Raw genomic sequence first — 17,546 nt, 5'->3', positions numbered from 1 at the left:
TATTGTTGAATTAAGGATTACCCTTTTATGACTGATATGAACAAATTTTTTAATGCGCCTCTTGCGGAAACCGATGCGGATCTGATGAACAGCATCACATTGGAAATGGGGCGTCAGCAGGAACATATCGAACTCATCGCTTCTGAAAATATTGTCAGTCGCGCCGTGATGGAAGCGCAGGGGTCTGTCCTGACCAACAAATATGCGGAAGGCTATCCTGGACGTCGCTATTATGGCGGCTGTGAGTATGTCGATATCGCTGAAAACCTGGCGATAGAGCGCGCTAAAAAACTGTTTAACGCAGCCTATGTCAATGTGCAGCCTCATTCCGGCGCGCAGGCCAATGGCGCCGTTAATCTGGCGCTGTTGCAGCCGGGGGATACCATTTTGGGCATGTCTCTGGCGGCCGGCGGTCACTTGACACATGGGGCTCCACCCGCCCAGAGCGGCAAATGGTTCAACGCCATCCAATATGGCGTGAGCCGGGAAGACGCCATGGTCGACTTTGACGAAGTTGAGCGTCTGGCCAAAGAGCATCAGCCCAAAGTCATCATTGCCGGCGGTTCCGCTTACCCTCGCTTCATTGATTTTAAACGTTTCCGGGAAATCGCCGATTCAGTTGGGGCATACTTCTGGGTTGATATGGCGCATTTCGCGGGCCTCGTCGCTGGCGGTGCTCATCCCAACCCGCTGGAACATGCTCATGTTGTAACCACAACAACTCATAAAACCTTGCGGGGCCCACGGGGCGGGATGATCCTGACCAATGATCTGGAGCTGGGCAAGAAATTCAATTCTGCTGTTTTTCCTGGTCTTCAGGGTGGACCGCTGATGCATGTAATTGCAGCAAAAGCGGTTGCTTTTGGAGAAGCGTTGCAGCCTGAATTTAACGACTATGCCGCTCGTGTAGTGGAAAACGCCCGTGCGTTGGCGGCTCGCCTTGTTGAAGGCGGCTGTGATATTGTCTCTGGCGGCACAGACACTCACTTGATGTTGGTGGACCTTCGTCCTCTTGGTCTGACAGGCCGTGATGCAGACAACAGTCTTGGTCGCGCCAACATTACCTGTAACAAGAACGGCATTCCGTTTGATCCGGAAAAACCGATGGTGACATCCGGTATCCGCCTCGGAACCCCGGCGGGCACAACCCGCGGCTTCGGGGTCAAGGAATTTGAACTGGTCGGGGACTTCATTATCGAAATCCTCAATGGCCTGAAAGCCAACCCGGAAGACAACAGCGCGGCGGAAGCTTCCGTGCGGGAAAAAGTCATTGCCTTGTGTAAAGACTTTCCCATCTATTAAGCTTAACCTTTTGGAGGGATAGAGTAATGCGGTGCCCATTTTGTGGAAATGATGATACGCAAGTTAAAGACAGTCGTCCAACGGAAGACAATGCTGCCATTCGGCGCAGACGCTCCTGCAACGGCTGCGGGGCCCGCTTTACCACCTTCGAACGGGTGCAGTTACGTGAACTGACGGTTGCCAAGAAAAGCGGCAAGAAGGTGCCTTTCGAGCGGGAAAAGCTGGAACGTTCGATTAATCTTGCCCTGCGCAAGCGTAATGTGGAAGAGGGGCGCATCGAACTGCTGATCAACGGCATTGTTCGGCAACTGGAAAGTATGGGCGATTCCGAAATCCAGAGCGAACTGATCGGCAAGTTGATTATGGAAGGGCTGGAGAATATGGATCCGGTCGCCTATGTGCGCTATGCCTCCGTTTATAAGGATTTCCGGGAAGCCAAGGATTTTGAAGCTTTTGTCGGAAAGCTGTCTGATATTGATGATGATTAGTCCGGAATAAAATGTGACAGAAAAAGCCGACAGACACTTTATGCAGATGGCGCTGGGACTTGCCCGGCGCGGTTTGGGGCGCTGTTGGCCAAATCCTTCTGTAGGATGCGTGATTGTCAGTCCTGAGGGTCATGTGGTGGGGCGTGGCCATACGGGGGAAGGTGGCCGTCCGCATGGGGAAACACAGGCTCTGAATCAGGCAGGGGACGCTGCCATTGGGGCAACGGCCTATGTCAGTCTAGAACCCTGTGCTCATCATGGGCAAACGCCGCCCTGCGCCGACAGACTGGTCGCGGCGCGCCTCTCCCGGGTGGTGATCGCGACGGGGGACCCCGACACACGGGTGGCAGGCCAGGGTATTAAAATTCTTGAAGAAGCCGGCCTTCAGGTTGATTTTGGCATCTGCCAGGTCGAGGCCAATCGTCTTAACCAGGGCTTCTTCAACCGCATCATGAAACAAAAGCCACTGGTCACCTTAAAGGTCGCGACATCCCTGGATGGACGGATTGCGACAAAAGAAGGGGAAAGTAAGTGGATCACCGGACCGGAGGCGCGTGCGCGGGGGCATCTTCTGCGGGGACAGAATGATGCCATTATGGTGGGCATTGGTACGGTTCTCTCGGATGACCCCGGACTGGACTGTCGTCTGCCGGGATTAGGGCAAAGATCACCCGTAAGAATCATCGTTGATAGCGGACTCCGTCTGCCACCAGAATGTCATCTGGTTGAAACGGCGGCGGTCATCCCCACATGGGTGATAACAACCCGACCGGCGGATGCCAAGTCAGCAATACTTGAGAAACGCGGTGTCCGGGTTATTGGTTGCAAGGCGGATCAGGGTGGCCGCGTTGATGTGATGCAAATGATGCAGAAATTATCCACGGTCGGCATAACCCGGCTTTTGGTGGAGGGGGGCGCGCAACTAAATGCTTCCCTGATCCGGGCAAGTCTGGTAGACCGACTGTATTGGTTCAGATCTTGTGGCATAATAGGCGGCGACGGGCTGCCTGCGCTGCCGTCCATCGGACTGAAAATGTTAACGGAAATGCCGGAGTTTACTCTGGTTCGAGAGGGCCGGGTAGGAAAAGATACTTGGCAGGAATTTGAGATAGGGCATTGAAATGTTTACCGGAATTATCACGGATGTCGGCGCTGTCGACAGCATAGAGCAACAAGGCGATTGCCGTATTATACTGAAAACCGCCTTTGATACCGCGACCATTGATATTGGGGCGTCCATTGCCTGTTCCGGGGTTTGCCTCACGGTGGTGGATAAGGGCGAAGACTGGTTTGCCGTTGACGCCTCTGCCGAGACACTCTCCTGCACCAATCTTCAGGACTGGACAGCCGGCACGAAAGTCAACCTTGAGCGGGCCCTGAAAATCGGGGAAGAACTTGGTGGGCATATCGTGACGGGGCATGTGGATGGTCTCGGCGAGATCACTGATATCACACCAGAAGGCGACAGCCTGCGCATGCGGTTTTCCGTCCCGGCCTCCATTGCCCGTTATATCGCGGAAAAGGGGTCTGTCACCATTAACGGAATTTCCCTTACCGTCAATGAAGTGATTGATGACAAGGATGGCGCCACACAATTCGGGATTAATGTCATTCCGCATACCCAGGAAAAAACAACATTTTCCGTTGTGAAAATCGGTGATAAAGTGAACCTGGAAATTGATGTTCTGGCCCGTTATGTGGCCCGGATGAATAAATTTAGTAACGCGTAATCTAATCGAAAGAGACCAGCTATGCCCCAAAGCTTCCTGTCCCCCATTGAAGATATTCTGGAAGACGCCAAGAATGGCCGGATGTTCATCTTGGTCGATGACGAGGATCGGGAAAATGAGGGGGATCTGATTATTCCGGCGCAGATGGCGACACCGGATGCGATCAATTTCATGGCCAAATATGGGCGTGGTTTGATTTGTCTGGCCATGACGCAGGAACGTATCGAGGAGCTGGACATCGGCATGATGTCACAGAATAACCGTACCCGTCATGAAACAGCCTTCACGACTTCTATTGAGGCGCGGGAAGGGGTAACCACCGGCATTTCAGCGGCAGACCGGTCTCATACGGTGTCGGTTGCCGTGGATCCAACCAAAAGCAAGAAAGATATCGTTACACCCGGGCATGTGTTTCCCTTGGTCGCGCGTCCGGGCGGGGTTCTGGTGCGGGCCGGACATACGGAAGCCGCCGTGGACATTGCACAACTGGCGGGGCTTATTCCGGCCGGGGTGATCTGTGAAATCATGAATGACGATGGCACGATGGCGCGCCTGCCGGATCTGGTGGAATTCGCCAAGGAACATGGCCTGAAAGTCGCGACCATCGCCGACCTGATTGCCTATCGCCGGCGGGTTGATAATCTGGTGGGCTGCATTGATGAGATGGAGATTGAATCTGAGTTTGGCGGGGAATTCAAACTTAAGGTTTATGAAGTCAAAGACGACCATACCCAGCATTTTGCCCTGGTGAAAGGCACACCAAAGCAGGGCCAACCGGTGCCTGTGCGGATGCACCCGTTTAACCTGTTTGATGATCTGCTCTGTGTTACGGGGCCGCGGCGCAATCAGTTGCATCGGGCGATGGAAGAATTCCGGGATGAAGAATGCGCGGTTCTGGTGTATTTGCGTGAAACCTCGAAAACCATTGTCTCCGACAGTATTGCCCGTCGCACCGGGAAGAAGAATGTGTCGCAGGAAACGTTCCTGCGCAACTATGGAATCGGGGCCCAGATTTTGGTTGATCTCGGGGTTACGGATTTGATCCTGCTGTCCAATACAGAGCAACATGTGGTGGGAATAGAAGGTTACGGCCTGAATATTGTCGAACACCGCAAGTTTGATGACAGTATTGAAATCGGCCTGATTAAAAAATAATAACGCTAACAGTTAGGATAAATTCATGCCTAAACCTCTGCATATTTTGATTGTGGAATCGCCTTACTACAAGGATATCACCGAAGAATTGATTAAGGGAGCTGTTGCGGTTCTGGAAGAGGCGGGCGCGACATATGAACGTCTGGATGTCCCGGGCGCATTTGAGATTCCCGCCGCAATACGCTTTGCAGAAGATTCCGATCAGGTGTTTGACGGCTATATTGGACTGGGATGTGTGATCCGTGGTGAAACGTCACATTATGATTATGTGTGTGGTGAAAGTGCCCGCGGTTTGCAGGAATTGGCAATCAAAGATAGACTCGCCATAGGTTACGGTGTATTGACCGTGGAGAATCGTGATCAGGCATGGGCGCGGGCATCGGTAGACAAAGGAAACAAAGGGGGCTTTGTTGCAGAAGTCGCACTTCGGATGATCGAATTAAAACAGAAATTTGGACTGACCACATAATGACCGACAAGGCCCCGTCTTCACAAAAATCCGCCTCTAAAAAAACAGCAGGCACCCGCAGTGCGTCGCGTCTTGGCGCGGTACAGGCATTGTACCAGATGGAAATGAATGACGTTTTCGCCCGCAGTGTGATTGAGGAGTTTATGGATCACCGCCTGGGTATGGTCATAGAAGGCGACGAATATGCTTCTGCCGACACAGCTTTTTTTGCTGATCTGGTTAAAGGTGTTGAAGCCCGTCTGGAAGAGATTGATGCTCATATCGTCAGTTCCCTGTCCGAAAACTGGACTCTGGAACGGGTTGAACCCGTGGCGCGCGGCATTCTGCGGGCCGGTGTTTATGAATTGATGGCCCGACCTGATGTCCCAACATCAGTGATCATTAATGAATATGTTGATGTGGCGAAAGCCTTTTTCGATGACAGCAAGCCGGGATTTGTGAACGGCGTACTCGACAAGCTGGCGAAAATTATCCGCCGCTAACCCTTGATAAGGAGGAAGACAATTCACGAGAGCGAATTTGACCTCATAGCTCATTATTTTGCGCCTTTGGCGGAAAAGCACAGCCCGGCTTTCGGGCTGACCGATGATGCTGCTGTATTGACGCCGCCCGAGGGACAGGCCTTGGTTTTCACCAAGGATGCCCTAGTGGCGGACGTGCATTTTCTCTCCCATGATCCTGCGCATCTGATCGCTCAAAAAGCTCTGCGGGTCAATCTTTCGGATCTGGCGGCAATGGGCGCGTCTCCTATTGGTTATCTTCTGGCGCTGGCACTACCTCAACAGATGACGGCCCGGGAAGCGTGGGTGAAACAGTTCGTTCGTGGTCTGGCGGAAGATCAGGCGCTCTTTGGCTGCCGGTTGCTTGGGGGAGACACCGTATCAACGACGGGGCCCCTGACTTTGTCCATCACCGCCGTGGGGGCCGTGACGCCGGGTCGGGCTCTGCGTCGAAACGGGGCTAAGGCCGGAGACGACATATATGTTTCGGGCACCCTTGGCGATAGCGCTTTGGGGCTGAAGTTTCTGCGCCATGAAATTACACCGGATAATGATTACTTGATTAATCGGTATCATCTGCCGCAGCCGCGGCTGGAACTGGGTCAGAAATTATTTGGTCTGGTCTCGGCAACCATGGATATTTCTGATGGCCTTGCGGGTGATATTCGTCATATTTGCCAGCTGTCCGGTCTGGGGGCGTCAATGAAAGCTGAATTATTACCGGTTTCCTCTGAGGCTGGTAAGATTTTAGAAAGCTTCCCGCGTTATAAAAAGCTGATATGGAATGGCGGCGATGATTATGAACTGCTTTTTACCGCCCCGGTGCAAGACAGAGACCAGATACAATCTTTGGCCCGGGATATGTCGCTCCCCCTGACACGCATTGGTCAGATGACGGCGGCACCGGAAATTGCAATATGGAATGAGACGGGTGATAACCTGTTATCCGACGATCAGGGATTTCGCCACTTTTAACAAATGAAGTTAAAGAGTGAGATTATGGTGGACGAAGATAAAGGCGAAGATGTTCCAAAAAGCGGGGGCGGCAAGAAACTTCTGATCATTGGTCTGTTGGCGGGGTTAATTATTGGTGGCGGCGGTGCCGCTGGTGCGCTTATCATGATGGGGGGCGGGGAACATCCGCCGGAACCTGTTCCGCCGGTTAAGGAAGAGCCGAAAAAAGACCCGCATTTTGTCAAGGTAGAAAGAGTGACATTACCCGTGATTCATAAGAACCGTATCCTGGGGAATGCCCAGATCGATTTTTCTCTGGAGGTAGAGGATAATGACAGTAAAATGGCGCTGATCCGAGACCTGCCGGAAATTCGGGATTCCTTACTGCGCCATTATAGTGTTACGCCGATCGGGAAAGAAGGCAACCCGCGCAATATTGATTATGCAGGGCTGAAAGAAACCGTGAAAAAGCTCAGTAACGATGTGCTTAAAAACGACATGGTCAAGCGGGTTATGATTGTTCAGGCCCGCTACTTTTAGCCAGGAAAAGACATCAGTTGCCAGGTTGAACGTTGGATGGTCCGCCGGCGCCCACGCGACCGATATTGCCAAACAGTTCCTGAATGAAGCTGAGTTCGCGTCCGTGAGTCGGGGTTTTGTCGCCAACAGGATCGATATCATTATGGTTGTCAATATTATAGCGGTTGACGGCGGTAACATAACCATCGCTGTCAAAGCGCACGGCGATAATATCAATAGCCGTGATATCTTCTTTTAGAAAGGCAAACTGTTTTGATTTTTTGGAGAAATAATACCAGTTCTCATTATCGAACAGAGCCTTGGACGATGGGCTGCCCAACATTTCCTGAACGGATTCCTGATTATCGACCTGTGGACGGATGGTGCTGACGACTTTTTCATCGGCCATGTATCCCCGTGTAAATTTCCGCGACGTACAGCCGCCAAGCACGGTAACAGTCATGGTCAGGAGGATGATATATTTTGTCACGTTTCTCATAGTCAAAATTTCTTGCCCGTCTATACTTTATCGTTAAGGTCGCTTTTGATTGCAGTTTCCGCATATGCATGATACCACACGGAAAATATAGCACAAAATGGCACCAGTCTGCGCGCTAGTCAATGTTTAAGATATGAATATGGTTTTTAGATGAAAATATGGCCATTATATGGTGGTTTGGAACATAAATGCTGAACTTATTTAAGCGAAACAGAAAAATACGAAACCTCTCCCATGAGGTCTTCACCCACATTGTGACTCAGGCGCGGCAACCGGCATTTTATGCGGATTACAAGGTTGCCGATACGCTCGACGGGCGTTTTGATCTGATTATCCTGCATGTGGCGCTGGTCATTGACCGGTTAGAACAATTTCCCAAGAAAAGGGAAGCCGGGTTGCTTATTCGCTATATTCAGGAAGTTCTGTTTGACAATATGGATATGTCCCTGCGCGAGATCGGCGTCGGTGATATGAGCGTTGGCAAAAAGGTCAAGGTCATGGCGGAAGCATTCTATGGCCGCAAACTGGCGTATAAAACAGCTCTGCAGGCGGAAGACAAAAGCGACGCCTTGAAAAAGGCTGTGCTGACGAATATATACAGGGAAGAAAACCCGGGCGATGATGTCCTGACAGCGGTTGTTTCTTATATTTTGCGCCAGATGGCAAGTTTTGAACAGCAGGATTTGACGGCGTTGCTGTCTGGGAAGCTTGATTTCGTTCCCGTAAAGCCGGAAGGGGCCTGATATGTCAAATGACAAGAATACGCTTGATGATCTTCCCGAGATCGCTGTGGAGTTTTCCCGGATTGTCGATGTGACCACGGTTCCCTCGAAGGGGCGTCATTACAAGTATGACGCCAGTGAGGCGGAGCATGCCGCGTTGGCGACCCGATATGGTGTGGAGTCGGTTATGGCATTGCAAGCAGAATGTGACCTGATCCCCGGCCGTAAGGGAGAGTATAAATTAAAGGCTTCGTTTACCGCAACGATAACGCAGGCCTGTAGCATTTCTCTGGACCCGGTAACAGAAGACGTCGCTGGTAACCTGCAGGTCACTTTTCGTCAGGCCCCTCGTCGTGTAGACCAGGAGGCGATCGAGGTGGAGTTCGATGCGGAGGAAGAGGATTTTGAGCTGCTGAGCTCGCAGGAAGTCGATTTGGGAGAGCTGATTACCCAACATTTGTCTCTGGAAATTAACCCATACCCTCGTAAGCCGGACGCCACCGGAGAGGAGTTGGGGTACAAAATTATCAAAGAGGATCAGTTGACCGCAATGGAAGAGAAGAAAAATCCTTTTGATGTGCTTAAAAGTTTGAAACATAAGACTTGAAGATAAAATATTAATCAGTATTGTCGGAAATATGATATAGCTGTGTTTCAGCCTGCCACTGACACGGCATACAACAAGCTGAATCCTTATAAATATAAATAGATTACGCACCTGGTGCGGTAATATCAGATTGAAGAATTGTTTTGACGCGTGAAATTATAATTTCTTTGGATGCCATGGGCGGGGATTACGCTCCCCAGATCGTTATTGAAGGGGCGAGCATCGCCCGCGAACGGTTGCTGGATGTCAAATTCATCATTTTCGGTGATGAAACAAAAATTGCGCCTTTGGTGACGAAATACCCCTTATTAAAAGAAAACTGCGAAATCCGCCATACGGACAAGACGGTTTCCGCAGAAGCCAAACCGGGTCAGGCCTTGCGTCGGGGGCGGACCTCCAGCATGGGGCTGGCGATCCAGTCGGTGAAAGACGGGGAGGCGATCGCCGCCGTATCTGCGGGTAATACCGGGGCCCTGATGGCAATGGGGAAATTCATGTTGAAGACCATGCCGGGTATTGACCGTCCGGCGATGACGTCCTTGCTGCCGACATCACGGGGGGAAAGCATCATGCTGGACTTGGGGGCCAATGTCGAGTGCAGCGAGGAAAACCTGGTGCAATTCGCGATTATGGGCGCGGCTTTTGCCCGCACGGTTCTTGGATTGTCGAAACCTTCTGTGGCGTTACTTAATGTGGGGGTAGAGGAACTCAAGGGAAATGAGGTTATCAAGAACGCTGACAGGATGTTACGCGACGCTAATCTGCCCATGAATTATACCGGTTTCACAGAAGGTCATGGCTTGGCCAATGGTTACGTCGATGTGGTGGTGACGGACGGTTTTACCGGTAACGTCGCCTTGAAAACGGCAGAAGGAACCGCCCGGATGATCGCCGGGATGCTGAAGGATGCATTGGAAGATTCCATTTTTTCCAAAATCGGCTACCTGTTCGCAAAGCCGGCCTTGATGGGCCTGAAGAACCATTTGGATCCCAATAACCATAATGGCGCCGTATTCATGGGATTGAATGGGTTGGTGATTAAAAGTCACGGCAGCGCGTCGGCGCCCGGATTTGCCAGTGCAATCGGAGTAGCGGCTGATATGGCCGCGCATGACCTTTTGGGTAAAATCTCCGAAGATCTCAAGCTTTTTGAAAGTCACCCGGAAGATGAGAGTGATGAAGAGAAGGCAGATGCCGCCGTACTCAGCGTGGCCGGGGAAGAGATTAAGGATAAAGTTATATGACCATGTTTCGTTCTGTGGTTTCCGGTTGTGGTTCGTACCTACCTGAGAAGGTTATCACCAACAAGCAAATGGAAGACATCGTCGATACGACCGACGAATGGATTATCGAGCGAACCGGAATACGCCAGCGTCATATTGCGGCTGATGATGAGTTGACGTCTGATCTGGCGATCAAGGCGGCGCAGCGCGCCCTCGAAGATGCCAAAATAAGCGCTAAAGACATTGATCTTATCGTTCTGGCCACATCAACCCCGGATCAAACCTTTCCGTCCACGGCAACCCGTGTACAGGCGGCTCTGGGGATGGAAACAGGAGCGGCGTTTGATGTGCAGGCCGTATGTTCCGGATTTATCTATGCGCTGGCCACGGCAGATAATTTTATCCGGGCAGGTCAGGCGAAAAATGCGCTGGTTATCGGGGCGGAAACCTTTTCCCGCATTCTTGACTGGGAAGACCGCACCACATGTGTTTTGTTCGGCGACGGCGCCGGGGCCATTGTTCTTTCTGCAGAAGTCGGCGAGGGCACCAATCAGGATCGCGGTGTATTGTCTTCGCATCTGCATTCCGACGGACGCTATAATGATATGCTTTATGTTGATGGTGGTGTTTCGTCGACAAAATCGGCCGGCTATCTTCGCATGAAAGGCAAGGAAGTTTTCCGTCATGCGGTTGTCAACCTCGCCAATGTGGTAAAAGAAGCCTTGAGCTTTAATAACTTCACTGCCGATGATGTCAATATGGTAATCCCGCATCAGGCCAACAAGCGTATTCTGGATGCAACAATTCGAAAACTGAAAATTTCCCCTGAAAAAGTTGCTGTCACGGTTCAGAAACATGCCAACACATCGGCCGCCTCAATTCCTTTGGCGTTGGATGAAGTGGTCAAAGCGAATCGAATCGCCAAAGGAGATATTGTGGTTCTGGAAGCCATGGGAGGTGGTTTTACATGGGGCGCTTGCCTTATCCGGTGGTAAATTAAAGGTTTTTTTACTAAAAATCGTTTAAATATACTTAAAAGGTATATTACCTTGTCTCTGAGGAATGTATGACATCCCTTTGATATTGACGGGTAAAACGCCGTGAAGTAGACTGTGCTGACATCAAAGGATAAAAATAATGAGCAGTAAAACGATAACAAGAGCCGATTTAAGCGAAGCTGTTTATCAGGAAGTTGGATTGTCTCGGAACGAATCTGCAGAATTGGTTGAGTCTGTGTTGGACGAGATTTCTAATAATCTTGTCGAAGGCGATAATGTAAAAATCTCCTCATTTGGGAGCTTTATCGTTCGGTCCAAAGACGGCCGCATTGGCAGAAATCCGAAAACGGGCGAGGAAGTGCCGATCGAGCCGCGTCGTGTCCTGGTTTTCAGACCTTCACAGGTTCTAAAAGATCGCGTAAGCGGGCTGAATAAAGCATAGCGTATATGCGCAGCACGCCGTCGTCGTGTAATAAACGGCAATGGTCCGTGAACGGGCGGCCTTTGGATTCTCTTTAAATAGTGTCAGAAATCTGGGGGAAGCTCCGGATCGAAAAGATTCAGATAGAAGAGATAATGTCAGCAAAAGCGGAAAAATCAGAAAGCGCTTTCCGAACCATCAGCGAGGTTTCGGAGGCTATGGGTGTGCCCCAGCATGTTTTGCGCTTCTGGGAAACCAAGTTCAGTCAGATTTCACCGATGAAACGTGGCGGCGGGCGTCGGTACTACCGGCCGGAAGATGTCGAAATCATAGAAGTAATCCGCGACCTCCTTCACGAAGACGGCTATACGATCAAGGGTGCCCAAAAATATTTGCGCGAACAGGGTGTGAAGAATGTCATTCAGGCCTTTCACGCCAAGGCGGAAAACGAAAATACCCAGACAAAAATAGAGCCGGAAATCGACTATAACTCCCAAATACTGACGATGGCTCAAAAAGGGGAACAGAAGTTTCGTGAAGATGAAGATACGCTGGCGACATTGAAATCCTTGCGGGCGCGCCTGATTAAAGTGCGTCAACACCTGAAACCAATCTGAGCTAGAGCTCCCATCTGAGCCGGAAGTAGAGGCGCCACAACGGCGGTCCATCGGCTTGTTTTCAATCAATATCCAGTTCACACCATATCGGCGTATGATCAGAGGCGCGTTCCTTGCCGCGCGGGACCCGGTCGATACCACATTTGACCAGCCTGTCCGCGGCCTGTGGCGAGAGCAACAGGTGGTCAATACGCAAACCGTTGTCTTTCTGCCAGGCACCCCCCTGATAATCCCAATAGGTATAATTATGTCCCGACGGATAGAATTGTCTTAAGGCATCGGTCAGACCAAGGTTTAACAGGGTGAAATAACGGTCCCGGGTTTCCGGTTGCATGAGAGCATCCCCGGCGAGGCGGATCGGGTCGTAGCAATCCTCATCTTTGGGACAACAGTTGTAATCCCCCCCGAGAATAAACATTTCTTCCTGCGCCAGAAGTTCTTTCGCACGCACGATCAGACGGTCCATCCAGGCCAGTTTATAGTCGAATTTCGGGCCAGGCAGGGGGTTGCCGTTGGGCAGATATAGCCCCCCGATACGTACGGTCTTGATGGTGGCTTCGATGTAACGGGCCTGTTCGTCATTTTCATCGCCGGGCAGACCGATCATAACATCTTCGATGGGATGTTTAGACAGAATGGCCACACCATTATAGGATTTTTGTCCATGCACAGACAGATTATAACCGAGGTCTTCAATCTCCATAAAAGGGAAATTCTCGTCGATGCATTTCAGTTCCTGCAACATCACTACGTCAGGGGAGAATTCCTGTAACCATTCGGTGACACGCGGCAGCCGCGCCTTGATTGAATTAACGTTCCAGGAGGCGATTTTCATAAAGTGAACTTCTTGTTGCTAACTGATTACGGAGATGTCGGGGCGTTTAATCGCCGCCATTCTCATGAGATTTATAGGCATTTATAACACCTTTGATATGTTTCTCACCAGTTAAATTCAGGATTGTGTAAAAAATTGACGTCGCCCTGATGCGGGGTGTCAGGCTGGAGTTGTTGCGGACTTCGGTGAACTTGTCCTGCACGGTTTGGCGGTCTTCATCGGATAAATCCTGAAAGGAGTCGAGTGACGCGATCATCTGTTGGATCAGGGCGCTGTAATCCTGAATGCCCTTTAGCAGTTCATCGCAGAGTTTCCGGCGATCTGCGGCCCTATCTTTGTCAATTTTGCTGTTGATAAAGCTTAACGCCGCCGTAATCAGGGTTCCCAGACCAAGGCCGGTTTCTTCACCTTTTGCATTTTTAACGTTGAGAAAGTTCAGACGCAGGATGGCAAGGGCGCCAAGACCTGCGATAATGGCGTTCATAACAGGGTAATCTGTCTGGGGAATTTTTTCGGGAAACGATTGCATCAGAAACAAGGCAAAGGCGCCAAGCAGACCATTGATTATCCAATAGAGGTAGGCATAAAAATAAGAAAAAGCAATTTTGATCTGCTCATCCTTATAACGGGAGCCAATCTCGAATATGCCCGCCAGGGCACCGACAGAGAATGCTATAAAATAGCTCAGCAAATAAACTCCCCTTTTGTCGTTTATTTTACAGTGACTTCAACCCTTTCGGGGTTAGTTTCACCTGAATGCCGTGATCTGCGCCAGCCGGTTGAATGATTTCAAGTTTATGTTGTTCGCATAAATATTTTGTAATGCCGATAATGTCGTCTTTGGTATAGTCCGTAGCGTCTGCGATGGTTTCGATCTCGACAGGTTCCGTTTTGTAAGATTTCAGGATATCCAAAATAGGCTGGGCCATATATTCCATGGCTTCCGTGAACGAACTGTCCACGACACTTTCAACATTGTCCCATTTTTTTACGGTATGCATCCTGCTTTTCCTGTTTGGTTAGGTCTTCGATCACAAGGCCACTATACCACACACAGGATAGGGGCGCAATTTGGTCTTTAGACGGCGAAGGAGGAGCCACAGCCGCAGGAGGCGGTCGCATTGGGGTTTTTCACCACAAACATAGATCCTGCAAGTTCTTCGACGAAGTCGACTTCAGATCCGCTGAGATAGAGCAGGGACAAACCGTCAACCAGCATGGTGACGCCGTCACGTTCAACCACAAGATCATCGTCTTTCTTTTCCGTGACGAGATTAAAATCATACTGGAATCCCGAACAGCCGCCGCCGTCAACGGAAACCCTGAATTTTAAATCCGGGTTGCCTTCCTTGGCGCATAAGGCGGCGATACGTTTCGCCGCGCTGCCAGATAATGTTACCGGTGTTGTGCTCATAGTCATAAGTCTCTTATACCCTGATGTTTTTCTGTATTTTACCATGTTATATATAGGGACTGAATAAATATTTTCAATTCCTCAAAAAAATAGGGTAAGTTTCCTCAAAGAAAAACACAAGGACATGCGCAGTTTATGACTTCAGCTTTTACGCTTTTCGAACCGACATCGCATTATGCCCCATACGCCTGTCTGGCGGCCAAAAGCCGGGGACGTTTGTACCCGGAGACAGACACCAAAACCCGATCACCTTTTCAGCGGGACCGGGATCGGATCATCCACTCCGGGGCGTTTCGTCGGCTGATTCATAAAACCCAGGTCTTTGTCCATCACGAAGGCGATTATTATCGCACCCGGCTAACCCATTCCATCGAAGTGGCGCAAATCGCCCGCAGCTTGTCCATGGTGCTCGGTCTTGATAATGAAATCGCGGAGTCGCTGGCGCTGGTTCATGATTTCGGGCATACGCCTTTTGGTCATGCGGGGGAAGAGGCGCTGGATGCGGCGATGACCCATTTCAAGGGGTTTGATCATAATGCCCAGTCGTTGCGGGTAGTGACTAAGCTGGAACAGCGCTATGCCGACTTCGAAGGCCTGAATTTGACCTGGGAAACTCTGGAAGGGCTCGCCAAACACAATGGCCCGCTCTGCAGCAAGGGAGAGTTCGACGATCTGAGCATTAATCTCCGCACCTATAATGATCAACATGATCTGGAATTACATACATTTGCCAGTGCCGAAGCCCAGATCGCCGCTGTGGCGGACGATGTGGCCTATAACAATCATGATATTGCCGATGGCCTGCGGGCCGGATTGCTTCAGATGGATAAGTTGGCGGAACTGCCACTTATCGGTGAAATCGTGGACGAGGTCAGGGGCGCTTATGGCAAGATGGACGAGGGGCGGGAAACCCATGAAGTGGTGCGCCGTCTGATCAATCGCATGGTCAATGATATTCTTGATGAAAGCCGGAAAAGGCTGTGCGCCTTGCAGCCGGAAACCGTCGATGATATCCGCAATGCATCCCGGAGTGTGATTTCATTTTCTGACGAGATGAAAGAGTTCGATAAAAGATTGAAATCTTTCCTGATGCAGAATATGTATCGTCACTATAAAGTGAACCGCATGTCCAGCAAGGCAAAGCGGATCATGACTGATTTATTTGAGCTGTTCCATAGCGAACCCGAATGCTTGCCGACCGAATGGCAGAAACCGGAAATATGGGAAAGTGATCAGGAACGTGCCCGGCATGTTGCTGATTTTATCGCCGGTATGACCGACAGTTATGCCATCTTGGAACATAAAAGATTATTTGATACATCGTTGTTTGAATTATGAATATTTTTGAAAGCTACCTCGGCGCCCTGGGCACCATTATATCTGATTTGGGCGCGGCGGATAAGCTGCCCCGGGATCTTAACCTGAAAAATGTCACCATTGAACCACCGAGGGATGCCTCTCACGGTGATATCTCGACCAATGTGGCGATGGTTCTGACCAAACAGGCCCGCATGAAGCCCCGCGATATCGCCGAACTGGTCGCGGAAGGCCTGAATGCGCTTGAGGATGTGGAAAAAGTTGACGTCGCCGGCCCGGGATTTATCAATATCACCCTGAAGCCTCATGTGATACAGCAACAAGTATCAACCATTCTGAAGGCGGCCGGCAGCTATGGTCGTTCCGCGCTTGGGAAGCGGGAAAGAGTGAATGTGGAATATGTTTCGGTCAATCCGACCGGGCCCTTGCATGTTGGTCATTGCCGTGGAGCGATTTTTGGTGACGCGCTGGCATCTTTGCTTGATTTCACCGGCTATGATGTCAGCCGGGAATATTACATAAATGATGCAGGGGGACAGATTGATGTTCTCGCCCGTTCCGCCTATGTGCGCTATCAGGAAGCCCTGGGTATTGAGATCGAGGAAATCCCCGAGGGGTTATACCCGGGCGCGTATCTGATCCCGGTGGGGCAGGCGCTGGCGAAAGAGTTTGGCGATAAATGGCGGGATGCCCCGGAAAGTGAATGGCTTGGAGATATCCGGACGTTTGCAACCAATGCCATGATGGACCTGATCCGGGCGGATCTGGATACGCTCGGCATTCGTCATGATGTCTTTTTCTCTGAATTGACTCTGCATAATGAAAACCGTATTCAGCCGGCCTTGGACCAGCTGGAAGAAAAAGGCTTGATTTATACCGGTGTTCTGGAGGCGCCGAAAGGCACCAAGCCGGATGACTGGGAAGAGCGCCCTCAAACCCTGTTTAAGGCCACTGAATTTGGTGATGATGTTGACCGGGCCGTGATGAAATCAGATGGCAGCTGGACTTATTTTGCCGCCGATGTGGCCTACCATTATGACAAGATACAACGTGGGTTCACCACATTGATTGATGTCTGGGGCGCTGATCACGGCGGGTATGTCAAACGGGTTGAATCTGTGATCAAGGCTTTAGGCGGCGATAAAATCGATTTTGATGTGCGGTTGTGCCAGATGGTTAAGCTGCTGCGCGGCGGCGAACCGGTGAAAATGTCGAAGCGTTCCGGTAATTTCATTACCATGCGGGATATTGTCGAAGAAGTGGGCAAGGATGTGGTGCGTTTCATCATGTTGACCCGTAAGAACGACGCTTCGCTGGAATTTGATTTTACCAAAGTGACCGAGCAGTCAAAAGATAATCCCGTGTTTTACGTGCAATATGCCCATGCGCGGGTTCATTCTGTCCTGCGCAAGGCCCAGACGGCTTTCCCTGATCTTGATATTTCCCGTGAAGCCCTGGCGAGAGCAGATATGTCTGTGTTCACCGACCCGAGCGAACAGACCTTGATCAAGAATATGCTCAACTGGCCGCGTCTGGTCGAAAGCGCCGCGCTGGCGCGGGAACCACATCGGATTGCGTATTATTTGTATGAACTGGCATCTGAATTCCACGCGCTGTGGAACAAAGGCAATGATAATGTTGATCTTCGCTTCATTATAGAAGATGATACTCAAAAAACGGTATCCCGCCTGGCGTTGATTTCTGCTGTGGCAAGCCTGATTGCAACCGGGCTGGATATTCTGGGTGTCGAACCTGTTGAGGAAATGTAAGAGTCCT

General features: G+C 50.7%; 22 protein-coding genes. 17 read left to right on the top strand and 5 right to left on the bottom strand.

What is annotated here, in order from left to right:
* The first annotated feature begins 27 nt into the window (after window positions 1-27).
* From glyA to FIV45_RS08960, 9 genes are read left to right on the top strand one after another with little or no spacing between them, the layout of a single operon-like run.
* A complete protein-coding gene (glyA, locus tag FIV45_RS09000; protein ID WP_099474768.1) occupies window positions 28-1,302 on the top strand; it encodes a serine hydroxymethyltransferase in 1,275 nt (424 codons plus the stop codon).
* 26 nt (window positions 1,303-1,328) lie between these two features.
* Window positions 1,329-1,790, top strand: coding sequence for a transcriptional regulator NrdR (nrdR, locus tag FIV45_RS08995; protein WP_099474766.1), 462 nt, complete (start codon window positions 1,329-1,331; stop codon window positions 1,788-1,790).
* 13 nt (window positions 1,791-1,803) lie between these two features.
* Window positions 1,804-2,910 (top strand): bifunctional diaminohydroxyphosphoribosylaminopyrimidine deaminase/5-amino-6-(5-phosphoribosylamino)uracil reductase RibD, encoded by a 1,107-nt coding sequence (ribD, locus tag FIV45_RS08990; protein ID WP_204602338.1) that lies wholly within the window; start codon window positions 1,804-1,806, stop codon window positions 2,908-2,910.
* 1 nt (window position 2,911) lies between these two features.
* A complete protein-coding gene (locus tag FIV45_RS08985) occupies window positions 2,912-3,520 on the top strand; it encodes a riboflavin synthase (RefSeq protein WP_099474764.1) in 609 nt (202 codons plus the stop codon).
* A 21-nt stretch (window positions 3,521-3,541) separates the two neighbouring features.
* On the top strand, window positions 3,542-4,675 hold the full coding sequence (gene ribB / locus FIV45_RS08980; protein WP_099474762.1) for a 3,4-dihydroxy-2-butanone-4-phosphate synthase: 1,134 nt from the start codon (window positions 3,542-3,544) through the stop codon (window positions 4,673-4,675).
* A gap of 25 nt (window positions 4,676-4,700) precedes the next feature.
* Entirely contained in the window at window positions 4,701-5,144 is a 444-nt protein-coding gene (locus FIV45_RS08975; RefSeq protein WP_099474760.1) for a 6,7-dimethyl-8-ribityllumazine synthase, read from the top strand.
* Entirely contained in the window at window positions 5,144-5,626 is a 483-nt protein-coding gene (gene nusB, locus FIV45_RS08970; protein ID WP_099474758.1) for a transcription antitermination factor NusB, read from the top strand. The genes FIV45_RS08975 and nusB overlap by 1 nt, the downstream gene beginning before the upstream one ends.
* Before the next feature lie 3 nt (window positions 5,627-5,629).
* The gene (thiL, locus tag FIV45_RS08965) at window positions 5,630-6,619 is read left to right on the top strand and encodes a thiamine-phosphate kinase (protein WP_099474756.1); all 990 of its coding nucleotides are present in this window, start codon (window positions 5,630-5,632) and stop codon (window positions 6,617-6,619) included.
* Between the two features lie 24 nt (window positions 6,620-6,643).
* Window positions 6,644-7,138 carry a flagellar basal body-associated FliL family protein gene (locus FIV45_RS08960; protein WP_099474754.1) on the top strand — a complete coding sequence of 165 codons (495 nt, stop codon included), beginning with the start codon at window positions 6,644-6,646 and terminating at the stop codon, window positions 7,136-7,138.
* Between the two features lie 13 nt (window positions 7,139-7,151).
* On the opposite strand, the gene FIV45_RS08955 is transcribed toward FIV45_RS08960, so the two are convergent.
* Window positions 7,152-7,616, bottom strand: a complete 465-nt coding sequence (locus FIV45_RS08955) for an outer membrane protein assembly factor BamE (protein WP_099474753.1) — start codon at window positions 7,614-7,616, stop codon at window positions 7,152-7,154.
* Between the two features lie 188 nt (window positions 7,617-7,804).
* Here FIV45_RS08955 and FIV45_RS08950 point away from each other — a divergent pair, with 188 nt between their 5' ends.
* The 6 genes from FIV45_RS08950 (at window position 7,805) to FIV45_RS18585 (ending at window position 12,204) form a co-directional block, all read left to right on the top strand.
* Window positions 7,805-8,359, top strand: coding sequence for a ubiquinol-cytochrome C chaperone family protein (locus tag FIV45_RS08950; RefSeq protein ID WP_099474751.1), 555 nt, complete (start codon window positions 7,805-7,807; stop codon window positions 8,357-8,359).
* A gap of 1 nt (window position 8,360) precedes the next feature.
* Window positions 8,361-8,945, top strand: coding sequence for a YceD family protein (locus FIV45_RS08945; RefSeq protein WP_099474748.1), 585 nt, complete (start codon window positions 8,361-8,363; stop codon window positions 8,943-8,945).
* 143 nt (window positions 8,946-9,088) lie between these two features.
* Window positions 9,089-10,189 carry a phosphate acyltransferase PlsX gene (plsX, locus tag FIV45_RS08940; RefSeq protein ID WP_099474746.1) on the top strand — a complete coding sequence of 367 codons (1,101 nt, stop codon included), beginning with the start codon at window positions 9,089-9,091 and terminating at the stop codon, window positions 10,187-10,189.
* Entirely contained in the window at window positions 10,186-11,163 is a 978-nt protein-coding gene (locus tag FIV45_RS08935; RefSeq protein WP_099474744.1) for a beta-ketoacyl-ACP synthase III, read from the top strand. Before plsX ends, FIV45_RS08935 begins: the two co-directional genes overlap by 4 nt.
* A gap of 142 nt (window positions 11,164-11,305) precedes the next feature.
* Entirely contained in the window at window positions 11,306-11,608 is a 303-nt protein-coding gene (locus FIV45_RS08930) for an integration host factor subunit alpha (protein ID WP_099474742.1), read from the top strand.
* A 134-nt stretch (window positions 11,609-11,742) separates the two neighbouring features.
* Window positions 11,743-12,204, top strand: coding sequence for a MerR family transcriptional regulator (locus tag FIV45_RS18585; protein ID WP_204602336.1), 462 nt, complete (start codon window positions 11,743-11,745; stop codon window positions 12,202-12,204).
* A 61-nt stretch (window positions 12,205-12,265) separates the two neighbouring features.
* Here FIV45_RS18585 and FIV45_RS08920 read toward each other — a convergent pair whose 3' ends face one another.
* The 4 genes from FIV45_RS08920 to erpA form a co-directional block, all read right to left on the bottom strand.
* Window positions 12,266-13,039: an exodeoxyribonuclease III gene (locus FIV45_RS08920; RefSeq protein ID WP_099474740.1), complete on the bottom strand. Its 774-nt coding sequence runs from the start codon at window positions 13,037-13,039 to the stop codon at window positions 12,266-12,268.
* Between the two features lie 46 nt (window positions 13,040-13,085).
* A complete protein-coding gene (locus FIV45_RS08915; RefSeq protein WP_099474738.1) occupies window positions 13,086-13,730 on the bottom strand; it encodes a hypothetical protein in 645 nt (214 codons plus the stop codon).
* 25 nt (window positions 13,731-13,755) lie between these two features.
* Entirely contained in the window at window positions 13,756-14,040 is a 285-nt protein-coding gene (locus tag FIV45_RS08910) for a hypothetical protein (RefSeq protein WP_099474736.1), read from the bottom strand.
* 77 nt (window positions 14,041-14,117) lie between these two features.
* Window positions 14,118-14,459, bottom strand: a complete 342-nt coding sequence (erpA, locus tag FIV45_RS08905; protein ID WP_235868176.1) for an iron-sulfur cluster insertion protein ErpA — start codon at window positions 14,457-14,459, stop codon at window positions 14,118-14,120.
* A gap of 129 nt (window positions 14,460-14,588) precedes the next feature.
* Between erpA and FIV45_RS08900 the strand changes: the two genes are divergently transcribed.
* Window positions 14,589-15,791 (top strand): deoxyguanosinetriphosphate triphosphohydrolase, encoded by a 1,203-nt coding sequence (locus FIV45_RS08900; RefSeq protein ID WP_099474732.1) that lies wholly within the window; start codon window positions 14,589-14,591, stop codon window positions 15,789-15,791.
* The gene (gene argS / locus FIV45_RS08895; RefSeq protein ID WP_099474730.1) at window positions 15,788-17,539 is read left to right on the top strand and encodes an arginine--tRNA ligase; all 1,752 of its coding nucleotides are present in this window, start codon (window positions 15,788-15,790) and stop codon (window positions 17,537-17,539) included. The genes FIV45_RS08900 and argS overlap by 4 nt, the downstream gene beginning before the upstream one ends.
* The last annotated feature ends 7 nt before the right edge of the window (window positions 17,540-17,546 follow it).

It is taken from the genome of Paremcibacter congregatus (genome assembly GCF_006385135.1).
GTDB classification, from domain to species: Bacteria; Pseudomonadota; Alphaproteobacteria; order Sphingomonadales; family Emcibacteraceae; genus Paremcibacter; species Paremcibacter congregatus.
The sequence above is the reverse complement of the archived record's forward strand: the minus strand, read 5'-3'. Positions and strand labels throughout refer to the sequence as shown.

Coding starts and splice junctions, on each gene's coding strand:
- FIV45_RS08950 (WP_099474751.1), top strand. CDS start 7,805: ATGCTGAACTTATTTAAGCGAAACAGAAAAATACGAAACCTCTCCCAT.
- FIV45_RS08985 (WP_099474764.1), top strand. CDS start 2,912: ATGTTTACCGGAATTATCACGGATGTCGGCGCTGTCGACAGCATAGAG.
- FIV45_RS08960 (WP_099474754.1), top strand. CDS start 6,644: ATGGTGGACGAAGATAAAGGCGAAGATGTTCCAAAAAGCGGGGGCGGC.
- FIV45_RS08900 (WP_099474732.1), top strand. CDS start 14,589: ATGACTTCAGCTTTTACGCTTTTCGAACCGACATCGCATTATGCCCCA.
- FIV45_RS08930 (WP_099474742.1), top strand. CDS start 11,306: ATGAGCAGTAAAACGATAACAAGAGCCGATTTAAGCGAAGCTGTTTAT.
- FIV45_RS08945 (WP_099474748.1), top strand. CDS start 8,361: ATGTCAAATGACAAGAATACGCTTGATGATCTTCCCGAGATCGCTGTG.
- FIV45_RS18585 (WP_204602336.1), top strand. CDS start 11,743: ATGTCAGCAAAAGCGGAAAAATCAGAAAGCGCTTTCCGAACCATCAGC.
- glyA (WP_099474768.1), top strand. CDS start 28: ATGACTGATATGAACAAATTTTTTAATGCGCCTCTTGCGGAAACCGAT.
- nusB (WP_099474758.1), top strand. CDS start 5,144: ATGACCGACAAGGCCCCGTCTTCACAAAAATCCGCCTCTAAAAAAACA.
- FIV45_RS08910 (WP_099474736.1), bottom strand. CDS start 14,040: ATGCATACCGTAAAAAAATGGGACAATGTTGAAAGTGTCGTGGACAGT.
- erpA (WP_235868176.1), bottom strand. CDS start 14,459: ATGACTATGAGCACAACACCGGTAACATTATCTGGCAGCGCGGCGAAA.
- FIV45_RS08920 (WP_099474740.1), bottom strand. CDS start 13,039: ATGAAAATCGCCTCCTGGAACGTTAATTCAATCAAGGCGCGGCTGCCG.
- FIV45_RS08975 (WP_099474760.1), top strand. CDS start 4,701: ATGCCTAAACCTCTGCATATTTTGATTGTGGAATCGCCTTACTACAAG.
- nrdR (WP_099474766.1), top strand. CDS start 1,329: ATGCGGTGCCCATTTTGTGGAAATGATGATACGCAAGTTAAAGACAGT.
- FIV45_RS08935 (WP_099474744.1), top strand. CDS start 10,186: ATGACCATGTTTCGTTCTGTGGTTTCCGGTTGTGGTTCGTACCTACCT.
- argS (WP_099474730.1), top strand. CDS start 15,788: ATGAATATTTTTGAAAGCTACCTCGGCGCCCTGGGCACCATTATATCT.
- ribB (WP_099474762.1), top strand. CDS start 3,542: ATGCCCCAAAGCTTCCTGTCCCCCATTGAAGATATTCTGGAAGACGCC.
- FIV45_RS08955 (WP_099474753.1), bottom strand. CDS start 7,616: ATGAGAAACGTGACAAAATATATCATCCTCCTGACCATGACTGTTACC.